We start from the raw sequence: 12,196 nt of genomic DNA, 5'->3' as shown, positions 1-12,196 counted from the left end.
GGACAACGCCCAGGCGTGCGCGACGAGCCGGGCGAACACCCGGTGTAGGCGGGACCGTCAGCCACTCACAGCCCCGGCTGGTCCTCGATGATGCCGAGCCATATCTGCGCGACGTCGATGGCCACTTTCTCACTGACGAAGGCGTGCTGCGTGCCGGTGTAGATGTCGCGGAAGGCACGCTCGAGCCGGCTACCCTCCCGGATCGAACTGGTGCCCGCGGCCAGATGGGCCCACTCGGCGCAACCGCGGGCGGTGTCGGTCGCATAGACCGCCGCGACCCGCATGTCCGCGCGCAGGGTCGGAGTCAGGTCCTCCCCCGCCGCGACCGCGGCCTCCGCGGTGGTGAACGCGTCGAGCACCAGCAGACGCGCGGCGCGCCACGCCGCGCGATGGTGTGCCAGCCCTTTCTGGAAGGTCGGGCGGCTGGCCAGCGACGCCATGTCGCTCATCCGGAACTTCGTCGCCGCTAGCTCTTGAACGTCGTCCAGCATGCTCTTGGCGACGCCGAGCGCCCACGAGGCGTGGCCGGCGGCGGTGACCGGCATCAGTCCCATCCGGGTGGCCGGGGATCTCCCTCGGTGCGGCTGGCGCACGAAGAGCTCGAAGGTGCGGCTCGCCGGCACGAAAACCTCGTGTGCGCTGTAGTCGTAGGACCCAGTCCCCTTGAGCCCCTGCACAAACCAGCCGTCGTTGAAGCTGATCTGCTCACGAGGAATCACGGCGACGCGCATTTCGGGGAAGCCCTCACTGATCCAGCGCATTTCACCGTGGTCCATCGGCAGGAACCCCGCGGCGACGTACTGGGAGTGGCCGATGCCGGAGCCGAAATTCCACGACCCGCTGACCAGGTAGCCGCCGTCGACGGCGGCCCCCTGCCCGTTGGGAAAGAATTGGCCGCCCATCGTCACACGGTTGTTGTGTGCGGTGAACACCTCCGCGAATCCCTCGTCGGGCAGGTACGCTGCAGCGGCGAACGAAGAGGGCAGGTTGGCGATGCCCACCCAACCGAAAGAACCGTCCTGCCAGGCCATTTCGATCCACGTCTCGATCATCTCGGTGAATGACGGCTCGACCCCGCCGGCCTCGGCCGGGTTGAAGGCGGACAGCAGCCCGGTCGCCCACATCTCATCGACGATGGCCGGGGTCAGCGTGCGCGCCCGTTCGGATTCGGCGGCCTCGGAGAGCACCAGCTCCCGCATGCCGCGGGCCAGCGAGACCACCCGATCCTCGGTGTCGGCCATCGACGTCATCCACCTGTCCCATCGTTGCGACGGCATCAGCCCGATATCGGTGACCGTACCAACCGCTCAGCGATGAAAAGAATGGATTCGCGGGTCCCGCAGAGCGGGTCCACGAGCGTCGCGGGGAAATGCCGCCCTACCGTTAGGGCGTGCGGTGGATCGTGGACGGCATGAACGTGATCGGGAGTCGCCCGGACGGTTGGTGGAAGGACCGCGGCCGCGCCATGGCCGCATTGGTCGCCAGCCTCGACCGGTGGGCCGCCGGTCGGGAGGACGACGTGACGGTCGTGTTCGAGCGGCCGCCCTCGACGGCCATCCCCTCATCCCTGGTCGAAATCGCCTATGCGCCCAGGGCGGCCGCCAACTCGGCCGACGACGAAATCGTCCGCCGCGTGCAGGCCGACCCCCGACCGCACGACGTACGGGTGGTGACGTCGGACAGGGGGTTGAGCGAACGCGTGCTGAGCCTCGGCGCTTCCGTGCAGCCCGCCGCCGGCTTTCGTGACCTCATCGACCCGAGGGACTCATGAGCACCGACCCGGCCACCGTGACCTCGTGGTGGCCAACGACATTCGCTTCGTCACCACCTCGGCGGGCGATCCCGCATTGTTCACCGGCTAGCTCCACGATGCGGGCATCACCGCCGTTCGCGTGGTGGGCACCCTGGTCCGCGGCCCGCAAGCCCTGGATGCCGACATCATCGAGCGGTGTTGGGCGGGATGCCGCGAAGTGCTGGCGCCACCGCGGATCGGCTAGGGCCGCGGAAGCCTAGCTCGGACGGCTCTTGACGTCGAAGACCACCTGTTCGCCCTCGACTTTGGTGACGCGCATGTGCGCGGTGTAACGCTTGCCCTCCGGGCCGGTGAAGTGACAGTCGAACTCCTGGCCCACTTTGGCCTCGATGCCGGAGGGGCAGCTCACGTCCGCCGGGTGGAACCCGGTTTGGCTCGAGACGACGTCGACGACGGATTGCGCCGCGCCGTCGGGCTTGACCGTCGACTTCGTGCCGCACCCGGCGAGCTGCAAGCTCACCATCCCCACCAGCACCCCCGCGATAACACCGACCTTGCCGCCGTCCATCGCCGGTACTCCTTTGCCGTCGCCCGTTCCACCGCTCGTCCGGCGGAACGGTCAGGCTAACACGCACAAGCGCGACGGAACAGCTCAGGACGGCGAACACCGCGACATCGCAAACACCCGAGGGGCGCGGCCGTCCGCCGAGGACGGGCTTAGCTGGGGTCAGCCGGCCGCGGCCAGCGCCGCGTCGTAGTTGGGCTCCTGGCCGATCTCCGGCACCAACTCGGTGTAAGCGACCTTGCCGTCGGCGCCGACGACCACGATGGCGCGGGCCAGCAGACCGGCCATCGGGCCGTCGCTGATGGTGACGCCGTAGTCCTCACCGAAGCTGCTGCGGAACGCCGAACCCGTCTTGACGTTGTCGATGCCCTCCGCCCCGCAGAACCGGGCGAACGCGAACGGCAGGTCCTTGGACACGCACACCACCGTGGCGCCGCCGGCCGCGGCACGCTCGTTGAACGTCCGGACGCTGGTCGCGCACACCGGTGTGTCCACCGACGGGAAAATGTTGAGTACCAAGGACTTACCGCTGAGCTGGCCGCTACTGACCTCCGCCAGGTCGCTGCCCGTCAGGCTGAAGGCCGGCGCCGGAGATCCGACGGAAGGCAGCTCGCCGACGGTGTTGATCGGGTTTCCACGCAACGTTATCTGTGCCATGCCGCACAGTCTGCCAAGCCCGCCGCGGCCCCTGTGGGTCAGGTCCCCGTGTCCTAATTGGTGGGGTGCACGGCGTAGACGACGTAGGGGTTGTGCCGAACACTGAAGTCCATGACTCGCAGGGTGGTCATCGCCGGTTTCCCCGGCGTGCAGGCGCTCGACGTGGTGGGACCGCACGAGGTCTTCACCGGCGCATCGCTGCTCACCGGCGGCGCGTACGAGGTCGCGCTGGCCTCCATCGGCGGCCAGGCGATCACCACGCCGACGGGGCTGGCCTTCGCCGCGACGTCGCTGCCGGACCCGCGCGAGCCCGTCGACACCGTGGTGCTGCCCGGCGGCGGCGGTGTCGACGCCGCGCGATCCGACGCCGAGCTGATCGGCTGGATCAGGGCCGTCGCCGCGACCGCCCGCCGCGTGGTCACGGTCTGCACGGGCGCGTTCCTTGCGGCCGAGGCGGGGCTACTGGACGGGCACCGGGTGACCACCCACTGGGCTTTCGCCGGACGGCTGGCCCGCGAGTTTCCCGCGATCGACGTCGACCCGGATCCGATCTTCGTCCGCAGCTCGGAGACCGTCTGGACCGCCGCGGGTGTCACCGCGGGCATCGACCTGGCGCTCTCGCTGGTGGAGGACGACCACGGCACCGAGGTCGCGCAGACCGTCGCGCGCTGGCTGGTGCTGTATCTGCGCCGCCCCGGCGGGCAGACACAGTTCGCGGCGCCGGTGTGGATGCCGCGGGCCAAACGCAACTCGATCCGCGCGGTGCAGGAGGCGATCGAGGGCGAGCCAGGCGGTGAGCACAGCATCGACGAGCTGGCCCGTCGCGCGGCGATGAGCCCCCGGCACTTCACCCGCGTGTTCACCGCCGAGGTCGGCGAGGCGCCGGGCCAGTACGTCGAGCGGATTCGCACCGAAGCCGCGCGCCGGCAGTTGGAGGAGACCGACGACACCGTCGTTGCCATCGCCACCCGGTGCGGCTTCGGCACCGCGGAGACCATGCGGCGCAACTTCCTTCGTCGGGTCGGCATTCCGCCGGACCAATACCGCAAGGCTTTCGCCTAAGAGGAAGGACGAACACCCATGACCCAAATAGCGATCGTGAGCTATCCGGGCTTCACCGCGCTCGACATGATTGGCCCGTACGAGGTGCTGCGCAACCTGCCGGACGCCGAGGTGCGGTTCGTCTGGCACGAGGCGGGACCGATCACCGCCGACTCCGGCGTCCTGGTCATTGGCGCCACCCACTCGCTGGCCGAAACGCCCTCGCCCGACGTGGTTCTCGTCCCGGGCGGCCCGTCGACCCCGGTGCATGCGCGCGACGAGGCGCTGCTGGACTGGCTGCGCCGGGCGCATCGAAACGCCGCCTGGATGACGTCGGTGTGCTCGGGATCGGTGATTCTGGCGGCCGCCGGCCTCCTCGAGGGCCGCCGCGCGACGTCGCACTGGCTGACCGTTCCGGCGTTGAAGGCGTTCGGCGCGGTGCCGGTGGGCGACGAGCGGATCGTGCACCAGGGCAATGTCGTCACGTGTGCGGGGGTATCAGCGGGACTCGACCTGGCGCTCTGGCTGGCCGGGGAGATCGCCGGCGAGGGCCGCGCCAGGGCGATCCAGCTGGCGATCGAATACGACCCGCAGCCGCCTTTCGACTCCGGCCATCTGTCGAAGGCGTCGACGGCCACCAAGGCGGCCGCCACCGCGCTGCTGTCCCGGGACAGTGTCAAGCCGGCCAATCTGAAGGCCACCACGATGCTGGCGTGGGAGCAGGCGCTGGCGGCCGTCCGGTCGCGGCGGCGGATGCGACACCCCGTGACGAGCTAGCCCGATGGTGGTGACCCGCGGCGCCCGGCTTCGCCGCGCTTGCGATCACCACTAGCCCGATGGTGGTGACCCGCGGCGCCCGGCTTCGCCGCGCTTGCGATCACCACTAGCCCGGTGGTGGTGACCCGCGGCGCCCGGCTTCGCCGCGCTTGCGATCACCACTAGCCCGGCTGCAGGATCTCGTCGGACGCGAGCTGTCCCCCCGCCTGCAGCCACGCCGTCACAACCCCGGGCGCGTCTCGGTTGGGGTTGTAGATGTCCTCCTCGCTGGAGAACAATCCGTTGCCGGCGTAGACCAGCCGGGTCCAGTTCGGAAACCAGAAGGGCTCACCCTGAGGATCCGTCGGGTGGTCGAGCAGGTTCTTGATCATCACCACCACCGCGTCGTGGTCCTCGTCGTAGGCAGTCCAGTCGGACGGAAATCGCATGTGCGGGAACGGCGCCATGACGGCGATGATCCAGTCCCGCACCGCTTCGCGGCCGTGAAACACTCCGTAGTGATGCTCGGTGTAGACGACATCCTCGGTGAAGAGATCGGCGAACGGGCGCCAGTCGCCCGAGGCGCTGCACCCCTCCACCACCCGCGTGTAGTTCTCGAGCGCTTGCTCGATCTCTGCCCTGGTGAATTTGCCCATGGCGGACACACTAGAACGTGTTTCGGTTATAGGTCGCTCGTCTGAATAGGGATCTCGCATGAACGTCTTGAAGTTGTTTGATCTGCGCGGCAAACGGGCGTTGGTCACCGGGGCATCCAGCGGTATCGGGAAGAAGGTGGCGCAGGCGTATCTGCAGGCCGGTGCCGACGTGGCGATTGCCGCGCGCCGCGCCGAGGGTCTGGCGGAGGTGGCCCGCGAGATCGCGGCGGACGGCGAGGGCAAGGTGGTGCCCATCCCCTGCGACGTGACCCAGCCCGACCAGGTGACCGCGATGCTGGACCGGATGACCGCGGAGTTGGGTGGGGTCGACATCGCCGTCTGCAACGCCGGCATCATCACCGTGACTGGAATGCTGGACATGTCCCCGGAAGAGTTCGAACGCATCCAAAGCACCAACGTCACAGGCGTTTTCCTCACCGCCCAGGCGGCGGCCAGGGCGATGGTCCGGCAGGGGCTCGGCGGCAGCATCATCACCACGGCCTCGATGTCCGGCCATATCATCAACATCCCGCAGCAGGTGGGTCACTACTGCACGTCGAAAGCCGCGGTGATCCACCTGACCAAGGCCATGGCCGTGGAGTTGGCGCCGCACAACATCCGGGTCAACAGCGTCAGCCCTGGCTACATCCTCACCGAGCTCGTGGAGCCGATGACCGAATATCACCGGCTGTGGGAGCCGAAGATCCCGCTCGGCCGGATCGGCCGCCCCGAGGAACTCACCGGCCTCTACCTCTACCTGGCCGGCGAGGCCTCCAGCTACATGACTGGATCCGACCTCGTCATCGACGGCGGATACACCTGCCCATAGCTCATCCGACAACGACGCGACGGCCGAAACGGGTGCGCACACCCGGCGAGAAGAGCGCGCGCAGGCGCTCGCCGGCGGGCCGCACCATGCTGGCCGCCACCAGCTCGTCGTCCAGCACGACGATGTCGGCCGCCCGCAACGGCCAGGGTTCGTGCTCATTCGGTATCCACCAGGTTCGGCCCGCCGTGCGGGTGTGTGCGCCCCACCGGGCGGTGAGCCAAACCTCCAGCGGCGTCGGGTCCACCGGGGCGCCGACGGTGATCTCGACGCTGCTGCGCAGGCCGCGCCGGGGCCACCGGCGCACGCTGTGGTACGTGATGCGGTCGCCGTGTCGGCTGGTCCGCATTCTCGCCCACGTGTAGGGCACGCCGAGGCCGGACCGGACGACGGGCACGACCGCCAGCCGAGCCGTTTCCAGCGACCGGAACAGCACGCCGTGCCGGCCGGAATTGTCGACGGAATAGAGCCGCACGTTGGTCTCCGGGAAGCTGCCGAAGTACGGAAGAGGAACTGAGGAGCCAACTTTAGTGCTGTCCATGACGAAGGGGATCAGCCCGACGTAGGTCATCCCATCGGAGAAGACGTCGGGGCGGGTGCCGGGCGGAAACATCGTTTCGACGGTGTCCGGCCGGACCGGCCAATGGATGAAGGTCAGGTCACGCCAACGCTGATCGAAGGTGACGGGGCCGCGAAGCGGCGGCGGTCTGACCGCAAATCCCGCGAGGGGCGGGTCCCCGCCGGGTTCGGCGACCGGCGGGTCGGGCTTCGCGGTCATCCCTCCAGCTCCCCGACGACCCTGCGCTCGATAGCGGCTTGCGTGGTGGCCGGCAAGACGACGAGGCCCTCGAGTTCCTGGCGCGCCAACTCGTAGGCGCGCCGGCGTTCCTGTGCCGCCGCGGCGGGGTCCGACGCCACGCGCAGCAGGTTCTGGCCGCGCGCGATGCGCTGCTGGTCCGCGCGCGAGAAGTCGCTGCGCCGCCTGCGCTTCGCTTCCGTCTCCGCGGCGTTGAAGGCGGTCACGTAATCCTCAACGGCGGCGCGGTATTGCGCGGCGGCTTCCCGGTCGTCGAGTAGGTCTTCGGCTTTGACCGGCCGCAGGAAATCGGCCCGCAGCTTGGCCTTGTGGAAGGCGACCGTCAGCGGATCGCGCATGTCGGTCATGAGCGGGAAATCCAGAAGCCTTGCGACGTCGAGTTCATAGTCGAGCCATCGCGCATCGGTGCGGCTGTGCTCCTCGAGGACTCGGCGCAGCGACCGCCACTGCGCGACGTGATTGTCGCCGGCGTCCGGCGGCGTTTCCGCCCGGTCGGCGGTTGGCGGTCGCTCGGCCGCGCGCCGGTTGGCGCCGAACGAGCGGACCACGGCGACGGCAGCGCCCACTAAGGGCAGGATCACGATCAACAGCTCCGCCAGCCGGATGAGCAAACCCACACGGCCAGGATGCCACCCGCGGCCGACCGACATGCTGCCGAACGTGGGCCCTACGCACTCCAGGGCGGTTTTCCGGCGTAGGGCCCGCCCTCGGCGGCGCCGGGGCCGGAATGGTTACGTCTGTGGGCGTACGCCGAGGACGTCGTGAAACACGGCCTGCCGCAACGCAAAGTTGAAAATCATCGTCCTGCCTCCGAACCGAGACTAAGTCAGCCGACCGGGTCAGGGCCGTTTTCCATGCCGTCCACCCGAATCAGTGTGGCCCAGGCCGCCGCTCAGGTACTGGGCGCGGCAGGCCCGGCGGGCCAGTTTGCCGCTGGTCGTGCGCGGGATGGCGCCGGCCGGCAGGAAACACACGTCGGCGACCCGCAGCCCGTGGCGGCGCAGAACGGTGGCCCGGATGGCCTCGATGGCCGGCTGCGGATCGGCCCGGCTGGTGCCCGTCGCCCGCTCGGCGACGATCACCAACTGGTGATCGGAGTCCCCTGCGGGCACGGCGAAAGCCGTTACGTATCCACGCCGGACGATCGGCGACGCTTCGGCGGCGGTGGCCTCGATGTGTTGCGGGTAGTGGTTGCGGCCGGCGACGGTGACCATGTCGGCGATCCGGCCGGTGACGTACAGCTCGCCGTCGAGAAATGTGCCCAGGTCCCCGGTCCGCAGCCACGCGCCCTCGACGGCCGATCCCGCCGCGTGGCTGCCCTCGGCCAACCGCGAGCGCAGCCGTCCGCCGAACGCTCGGCGAGTGTCGTCGGGCAGCCCCCAATAGCCGCGCCCGACGTTGTTGCCCTGCACCCAGATCTCACCGACACGACCGTCGGGCAGTTCGGCGCCGCTGTCCGGGTCGACGATGACCGCCCACTCACTGCGGCCCACCTGGCCGCAGGACACCTGCGCGACGGCCTCCGGGGCGTCGGCCGCCACCCGCACCGCGCGACCGGCGCCCAGCTCCTCGCGGTCGAAATAGGCCGGCGTCGCGACCGCCTCGGGCGCGATCGTCGCGACGAACAGCGTTGCCTCGGCGATGCCGTAGGAGGGCTTGAAGGCCGTCGGCGGTAGGCCATAAGGGGCGAACGCCTTGTTGAAGGCGCTGATCGCGTCGACGCTGACCGGTTCGGATCCGATGATCAGCACCACGTTGCTCAGGTCGACCGCATCACCCGGCGCGGGCACCCCCCGTTGGGCGGTCCATTCGTAGGCAAAGTTCGGCGCCGCGGTGACCGCCCGCCCCGCCTCATCCGACAGGGCTTTGATCCAGCGCTGCGGCCTCCGCACGAACGCCGTGGGCGACATCAGCGTGGAATGTCCCCCGTACACCGCCGGGAAGCCGATCATCGACAGGCCCATGTCGTGGTAGAGCGGCAGCCAGCTCACCCCGTGGGTGTTGCGGTCCAGCAGGTCGATCGAAAGGATCATCTGGACGAGGTTGGTGCCCACCGCCCGGTGCGTGATCTCGACGCCGACCGGGGGCCGCGTCGAACCCGACGTGTACTGCAAATGGGAGACGTCGTCGTGGCGCAGTTCGGTGGGAGTGAACGATTCCCGCGCCGAGTCGGGTATCTCGTCGATGACGATGACCCGTGGCCGCTGCAGCTGCGGGAGGGCGCTCAGAAAGTCCTCGACCGCTCCCTTGGCCGCCGCCGTCGTCAACACGGCCGTCGGCCGCGAATCGCGCAGGGCCGTGTCCAGACGTTCGGCGTGGCCCGGCAACTCGGGCGCGAACAAGGGCACCGCAATGGTGCCGGCCTTGATCGCCGCGTAGAAGCCCATCACATAGTCCAGGCTCTGAGGCGCCAGGACGGCGACCCGCTCGCCATGGCCGGCGGCCTCCTGGACGCGCGCGCCGATCGCTTCCAGTCGCACGCCGAACTGGCTCCACGTCACCTCTTCCGCCGCCCCGTCGGGTGAGCGGTTGTAGTCCAGGAAGCGGTACGCGACGGCGTCACCGACGTTGGCGATGTTGCGGTCGATGAGGGAAATCAGCGTGACGTCCGGCGGCGGCATGATGTTGCCCTCGGCGTCCAGGCAATCCTCGATCTTGAGCAGGCCGGGGACACCGCCGGCATTCCGCCCGGAACCGAACTCCATGGACCCCACTGTAGGCAGCGGCAAACCCGTCGTGCCGCGAACGTGATCATCGGCACGTCGTGCGCGAAGGACGTTGTCCGCGAACCGAATCCGCCAGCTACATGCAGCGCTTTGCCAGCGCGTCCGCGAGCGTCTCGGGGTCTTGCTTGTCGGTGTCGCAGCTGATTGCCAGCGACGTCGACCGGTCCTTGCTGACCTGGAAAGCCTGACGAATCCAGCCCACGACCCGTCGTGATCCTCGTAGCCGACGGCCTTACCGTCGCCGAACCCCGCCCCTCGCGGGTGCGGCGCGAGCGGTAGCCTACGCGCGAGCGGCCAGCAGGGCCGGCGACCGATTCGCAGGGAGTGGGTCATGTCAGGCAGGACGTATTCGTTCGAGGCCACCCGTACCAGCACCGCGCCCGCCGCGACGCTGTTCCGCCTCGTGGCCGACGGCGCGAACTGGTCGAAGTGGGCCAAGCCCATCATCGTCCACTCGAGTTGGGTGCGACAGGGTGATCCCGCGCCGGGCGGAGTCGGGGCGGTCCGCAAGCTTGGGATGTGGCCGCTGCTCGTGCAGGAGGAAACCGTCGAATACGAGCCGGACCGGCGGCACGTCTACAAGCTCATCACGCCGTCGAGCCCGATCAAGGACTACGTCGGCGAGGTGGTCCTGACGCCAAACCCGGCCGGCGGCACCGATATCCGCTGGGCCGGCTCGTTCGTGGAGGGCGTTTCCGGGACGGGTCCGGTGCTGCGGGCCGCGATGAGTGGCGCGATCCGGTTCTTCGTGCGGCGGCTGGTGGAGACCGCCGAGCGCGAGTCGAACGTCCAGCGCTAGCCGCGGGCGTCAAAGGCCGGCGCTACGGGTTGTTGGCCTGCTGCTCGTCGAGCTGAGCCTGCTGCATGCTCTGTTCGAACTGCTGCTGCGCCAGTTCGTTTTGCTGTTCGGCCTGCTGCATGGACTGCTGCAGCTGCTGCTGCAGTTGGGCCTCGTCGTCGCCGTCGTCGGCGGCGAAACCGCTCCCGCCGGAAAGGTTGGGCGGTGCCTGTTGGAAGGTCGGGCGCGCCGATGCTTGCGCCGCGCCGAACAGGGTCAGCAGGGCGACGGCCGCGGCGGCCGCGAAGGAAAGCCGCGCAATCCGCCGCCTGGGGCGGCGGGTGGTGGTGGTCATCCCACGGTTGTGCGCCGAGACCCTAGCCGCCAGCTGGGCAGCGGCTATCGCCGGAATATGAAGCTACTTGGCGGCGACCTCGTCCTGATACTTCTTGGTCATGTGCGCGACCGCATCCAACTGAGATTGCGCGAGGCTGTCCCGGGCCTGTCCAGCACGGGCGGCGGCATCCAACGTCGGCTGCGCCTGCCCCTGGAAATGCGGCATGACTTCGGCGGCGAACAGTTCCGCGGACCGCCTGGTGGCGGCCGGGCTCGCCCACTCGTGGCCCATCTGCAGCATGCAGCCGAATCCGCCGGATTGATCCCACAGCCGCTGCACCTGGGCCCGCGCCCGCTCCGGCGTGCCGATCACGCCCGCCCCGTTGTCGTTGATGACGTCGATCATCTCGTCGAGCTGCTCACCGGGCATCGTCATCTGCGGGAAGGCGGCCACCTTCTGGAAGTAGCGGAACCACGGCTCGATGCCGAACTTGACCTCGTCGCGCGCCTGCTGCTCCGTTTCGGCAAGGTGGAACAGGCCGACCAGGCTCCAATTCTTGCGGTCGACCTGCGTGCCGAAGGCCGCCGCGCGCTCCTCGACGATGCCCCAGTGATAGGACAGCGCGTTGAAACCCTCGACGGTCAGCGTCGCGCCGATGGACAGCAGGCCGATGCCATGCTTGCCGGCCAACCGTGCGCCCGTTGGCGACGCGACCGCGGCCACCGACAGCGGGATCCCGCCGTCCGAATAGGGGGCGAGCTGCAGCTTGGCGTCGAACAGTTGGTGCGTGGCCGTCTTGGCGCTCACCGTTTCGCCCGCGAGCAGGCGGACGACGATGTCGAGGTTCGTTTCGAGCAGCTCGCGCGTGTCGGTCGGGGTGAGCCCGATCATCGACGAGTCGCTGGGCAGCGAGCCGGGACCCACACCGCCGATGATCCTGCCGTGGGTGAGGTGATCCAGCAGCATCAGCCGGTCGGCGACCCACAGCGGGTTGTGGTACGAGAGCGAGATGACCCCGGTGCCAAAGCGGATGCGCTTGGCACGCTCGGCCGCCGCGGCGATGAAGACCTCCGGCGAGCTGATGATCTCACTACCCGCCGAGTGGTGTTCGCCCAGCCACACTTCGTCGAAGCCGAGGGTGTCGAGGTGCTCGATGAAGGCGAGGTCGCGCTGCAGCGCGAGCGTCGGGTTGGTGCCCGCCCGATGAAACGGCGCGATGAAATATCCGAACCTGAGCTTCGTCATCGAAGTCCCCTTGCAACCGAGTTGGCCAGAACCATAACT

At 68.9% G+C, this 12,196-nt stretch carries 15 protein-coding genes and 1 pseudogene; 6 read left to right on the top strand and 10 right to left on the bottom strand.

Annotated elements, in window-relative coordinates:
- Positions 1-65: 65 nt before the first annotated feature.
- Complete coding sequence (locus A5695_RS05045; RefSeq protein ID WP_068079065.1) at positions 66-1,250, bottom strand: acyl-CoA dehydrogenase family protein; 1,185 nt, start codon at positions 1,248-1,250, stop codon at positions 66-68.
- Between the two features lie 140 nt (positions 1,251-1,390).
- Here A5695_RS05045 and A5695_RS05040 point away from each other — a divergent pair, with 140 nt between their 5' ends.
- Together A5695_RS05040 and A5695_RS30170 are read left to right on the top strand one after the other, a co-directional pair.
- Complete coding sequence (locus tag A5695_RS05040; protein WP_068078936.1) at positions 1,391-1,771, top strand: NYN domain-containing protein; 381 nt, start codon at positions 1,391-1,393, stop codon at positions 1,769-1,771.
- Between the two features lie 7 nt (positions 1,772-1,778).
- Positions 1,779-1,940: pseudogene (locus A5695_RS30170) on the top strand (nitronate monooxygenase); the annotation flags it as partial.
- 69 nt (positions 1,941-2,009) lie between these two features.
- Here the strand turns inward: A5695_RS30170 and A5695_RS05035 are convergent.
- Together A5695_RS05035 and tpx are read right to left on the bottom strand one after the other, a co-directional pair.
- Positions 2,010-2,321 carry a DUF4333 domain-containing protein gene (locus tag A5695_RS05035; protein ID WP_082945856.1) on the bottom strand — a complete coding sequence of 104 codons (312 nt, stop codon included), beginning with the start codon at positions 2,319-2,321 and terminating at the stop codon, positions 2,010-2,012.
- Positions 2,322-2,480: 159 nt separating this feature from the next.
- Positions 2,481-2,975, bottom strand: a complete 495-nt coding sequence (gene tpx / locus A5695_RS05030; RefSeq protein ID WP_068078932.1) for a thiol peroxidase — start codon at positions 2,973-2,975, stop codon at positions 2,481-2,483.
- Between the two features lie 111 nt (positions 2,976-3,086).
- Here tpx and A5695_RS05025 point away from each other — a divergent pair, with 111 nt between their 5' ends.
- Both A5695_RS05025 and A5695_RS05020 read left to right on the top strand, forming a co-directional pair.
- Positions 3,087-4,037, top strand: coding sequence for a GlxA family transcriptional regulator (locus A5695_RS05025; RefSeq protein ID WP_068078930.1), 951 nt, complete (start codon positions 3,087-3,089; stop codon positions 4,035-4,037).
- 18 nt (positions 4,038-4,055) lie between these two features.
- Positions 4,056-4,793 carry a DJ-1/PfpI family protein gene (locus tag A5695_RS05020; RefSeq protein WP_068078927.1) on the top strand — a complete coding sequence of 246 codons (738 nt, stop codon included), beginning with the start codon at positions 4,056-4,058 and terminating at the stop codon, positions 4,791-4,793.
- 161 nt (positions 4,794-4,954) lie between these two features.
- On the opposite strand, the gene A5695_RS05015 is transcribed toward A5695_RS05020, so the two are convergent.
- Positions 4,955-5,428 carry a nuclear transport factor 2 family protein gene (locus A5695_RS05015; RefSeq protein ID WP_068078925.1) on the bottom strand — a complete coding sequence of 158 codons (474 nt, stop codon included), beginning with the start codon at positions 5,426-5,428 and terminating at the stop codon, positions 4,955-4,957.
- 58 nt (positions 5,429-5,486) lie between these two features.
- Here A5695_RS05015 and A5695_RS05010 point away from each other — a divergent pair, with 58 nt between their 5' ends.
- On the top strand, positions 5,487-6,257 hold the full coding sequence (locus A5695_RS05010) for an SDR family oxidoreductase (protein WP_068078923.1): 771 nt from the start codon (positions 5,487-5,489) through the stop codon (positions 6,255-6,257).
- Between the two features lies 1 nt (position 6,258).
- Here the strand turns inward: A5695_RS05010 and A5695_RS05005 are convergent, their stop codons facing one another.
- The 4 genes from A5695_RS05005 to A5695_RS30005 all read right to left on the bottom strand — a co-directional run bounded on the left by A5695_RS05005 (position 6,259) and on the right by A5695_RS30005 (position 9,999).
- A complete protein-coding gene (locus tag A5695_RS05005) occupies positions 6,259-7,032 on the bottom strand; it encodes a YqjF family protein (RefSeq protein WP_068078921.1) in 774 nt (257 codons plus the stop codon).
- Positions 7,029-7,688, bottom strand: coding sequence for a hypothetical protein (locus A5695_RS05000; protein WP_068078919.1), 660 nt, complete (start codon positions 7,686-7,688; stop codon positions 7,029-7,031). The genes A5695_RS05005 and A5695_RS05000 overlap by 4 nt, the downstream gene beginning before the upstream one ends.
- A gap of 222 nt (positions 7,689-7,910) precedes the next feature.
- Positions 7,911-9,776: a fatty acyl-AMP ligase gene (locus A5695_RS04995; protein WP_068078917.1), complete on the bottom strand. Its 1,866-nt coding sequence runs from the start codon at positions 9,774-9,776 to the stop codon at positions 7,911-7,913.
- Positions 9,777-9,873: 97 nt separating this feature from the next.
- Positions 9,874-9,999: a hypothetical protein gene (locus A5695_RS30005; protein ID WP_255398588.1), complete on the bottom strand. Its 126-nt coding sequence runs from the start codon at positions 9,997-9,999 to the stop codon at positions 9,874-9,876.
- A 129-nt stretch (positions 10,000-10,128) separates the two neighbouring features.
- Here A5695_RS30005 and A5695_RS04990 point away from each other — a divergent pair, with 129 nt between their 5' ends.
- Positions 10,129-10,596, top strand: coding sequence for an SRPBCC family protein (locus A5695_RS04990; protein ID WP_068078915.1), 468 nt, complete (start codon positions 10,129-10,131; stop codon positions 10,594-10,596).
- A gap of 22 nt (positions 10,597-10,618) precedes the next feature.
- Here the strand turns inward: A5695_RS04990 and A5695_RS04985 are convergent, their stop codons facing one another.
- Positions 10,619-10,930, bottom strand: a complete 312-nt coding sequence (locus A5695_RS04985; protein WP_068078913.1) for a hypothetical protein — start codon at positions 10,928-10,930, stop codon at positions 10,619-10,621.
- A gap of 63 nt (positions 10,931-10,993) precedes the next feature.
- Positions 10,994-12,157, bottom strand: a complete 1,164-nt coding sequence (locus A5695_RS04980; protein ID WP_068078911.1) for an LLM class flavin-dependent oxidoreductase — start codon at positions 12,155-12,157, stop codon at positions 10,994-10,996.
- Between the last annotated feature and the right edge of the window lie 39 nt (positions 12,158-12,196).

It is taken from the genome of Mycobacterium sp. E1747 (assembly GCF_001667775.1).
GTDB lineage: Bacteria > Actinomycetota > Actinomycetes > Mycobacteriales > Mycobacteriaceae > Mycobacterium.
The sequence above is the reverse complement of the archived record's forward strand: the minus strand, read 5'-3'. Positions and strand labels throughout refer to the sequence as shown.